The sequence below is a fragment of the Streptomyces sp. NRRL F-5135 genome (genome assembly GCF_000719775.1).
GTDB classification, from domain to species: Bacteria; Actinomycetota; Actinomycetes; order Streptomycetales; family Streptomycetaceae; genus Streptomyces; species Streptomyces hebeiensis.
In genome coordinates this window covers 1-337 of the sequence record NZ_JOHR01000086.1, presented here as the reverse complement: position 1 = coordinate 337, position 337 = coordinate 1, and the positions used below count along the sequence as shown (strand labels likewise).

Sequence of the window (337 nt, the reverse complement as noted above, 5' to 3'; positions counted from 1 at the left end):
TGTAGAACCAGTCGTGGGCACCCGGCTTGGCCTTGAGGCCTCCGTCGCGCTGCCACTCCTGGTGACCGAGGGCGTAGAAGACGGTGTTGCAGGAGAACTTGAGGGCCTCGCCGAGCGTGATGGGGCCGTGGCCCTTGGACTCGAAGTTGGCGAAGCTGCGGCTGCCGAGGCTGTAGGAGCTGCTGCAGTTGTACTTGTCGTTGAAGTCGTGGCCGGCCCGCACGGCGGCGCTCGCCGACACCACCTTGAAGATGGAGCCCGCGGGCGCCTGGCCCTGGATCGCCCGGTTGAGCAGCGGGTAGTTGGACCCCTTGCTGGTCATCGCGGCGTAGTCCTT

Annotated in this window: 1 protein-coding gene; it reads right to left on the bottom strand. The window is 66.5% G+C overall.

Features of this window, described 5'->3' with window-relative positions; genetic code table 11:
- Positions 1 to 337: penicillin-binding transpeptidase domain-containing protein (locus tag IG02_RS37465; RefSeq protein WP_037805257.1), on the bottom strand; the 337-nt coding region annotated here is incomplete at both ends.